Below are 944 nucleotides of genomic sequence, written 5' to 3'. Positions count from 1 at the left end.
ATTCACCGCGCCGTGGCTGATGCGCGATTACTAGCGAATCCAGCTTCGTGGAGTCGGGTTGCAGACTCCAGTCCGAACTGAGAGGGGTTTTAGGGATTGGCATCCACTCGCGTGGTAGCGGCCCTCTGTACCCCCCATTGTAACACGTGTGTAGCCCCGGACGTAAGGGCCGTGCTGATTTGACGTCATCCCCACCTTCCTCACATCTTACGATGGCAGTCTTGTCAGAGTCCTCAGCATCACCTGTTAGTAACTGACAACAAGGGTTGCGCTCGTTATGGCACTTAAGCCGACACCTCACGGCACGAGCTGACGACAACCATGCAGCACCTTCACACTCGCTATTGCTAGCTGAACCGTTTCCGGATCATTCGAGTGCAATTTAAGCCCGGGTAAGGTTCCTCGCGTATCATCGAATTAAACCACATGTTCCTCCGCTTGTGCGGGCCCCCGTCAATTCCTTTGAGTTTCACCGTTGCCGGCGTACTCCCCAGGTGGAATACTTAACGCTTTCGCTTGGCCGCTTGCCGTATATCGCAAACAGCGAGTATTCATCGTTTACCGTGTGGACTACCAGGGTATCTAATCCTGTTTGATACCCACACTTTCGAGCCTCAATGTCAGTTGCAGCTTAGCAGGCTGCCTTCGCAATCGGAGTTCTTCGTGATATCTAAGCATTTCACCGCTACACCAGGAATTCCGCCTGCCTCAACTGCACTCAAGACATCCAGTATCAACTGCAATTTTACGGTTGAGCCGCAAACTTTCACAACTGACTTAAACATCCATCTACGCTCCCTTTAAACCCAATAAATCCGGATAACGCTCGGATCCTCCGTATTACCGCGGCTGCTGGCACGGAGTTAGCCGATCCTTATTCATAAAGTACATGCAAACGGGTATGCATACCCGACTTTATTCCTTTATAAAAGAAGTTTACAACC

General features: G+C 51.1%; 1 rRNA gene. It reads right to left on the bottom strand.

What is annotated here, in order from left to right:
* A 16S ribosomal RNA gene (locus tag IEY87_RS45305) occupies positions 1 to 944 on the bottom strand; the annotation flags it as partial.

It is taken from the genome of Nonomuraea glycinis (genome assembly GCF_014646515.1).
GTDB classification, from domain to species: Bacteria; Actinomycetota; Actinomycetes; order Streptosporangiales; family Streptosporangiaceae; genus Nonomuraea; species Nonomuraea glycinis.
The sequence above is the reverse complement of the archived record's forward strand: the minus strand, read 5'-3'. Positions and strand labels throughout refer to the sequence as shown.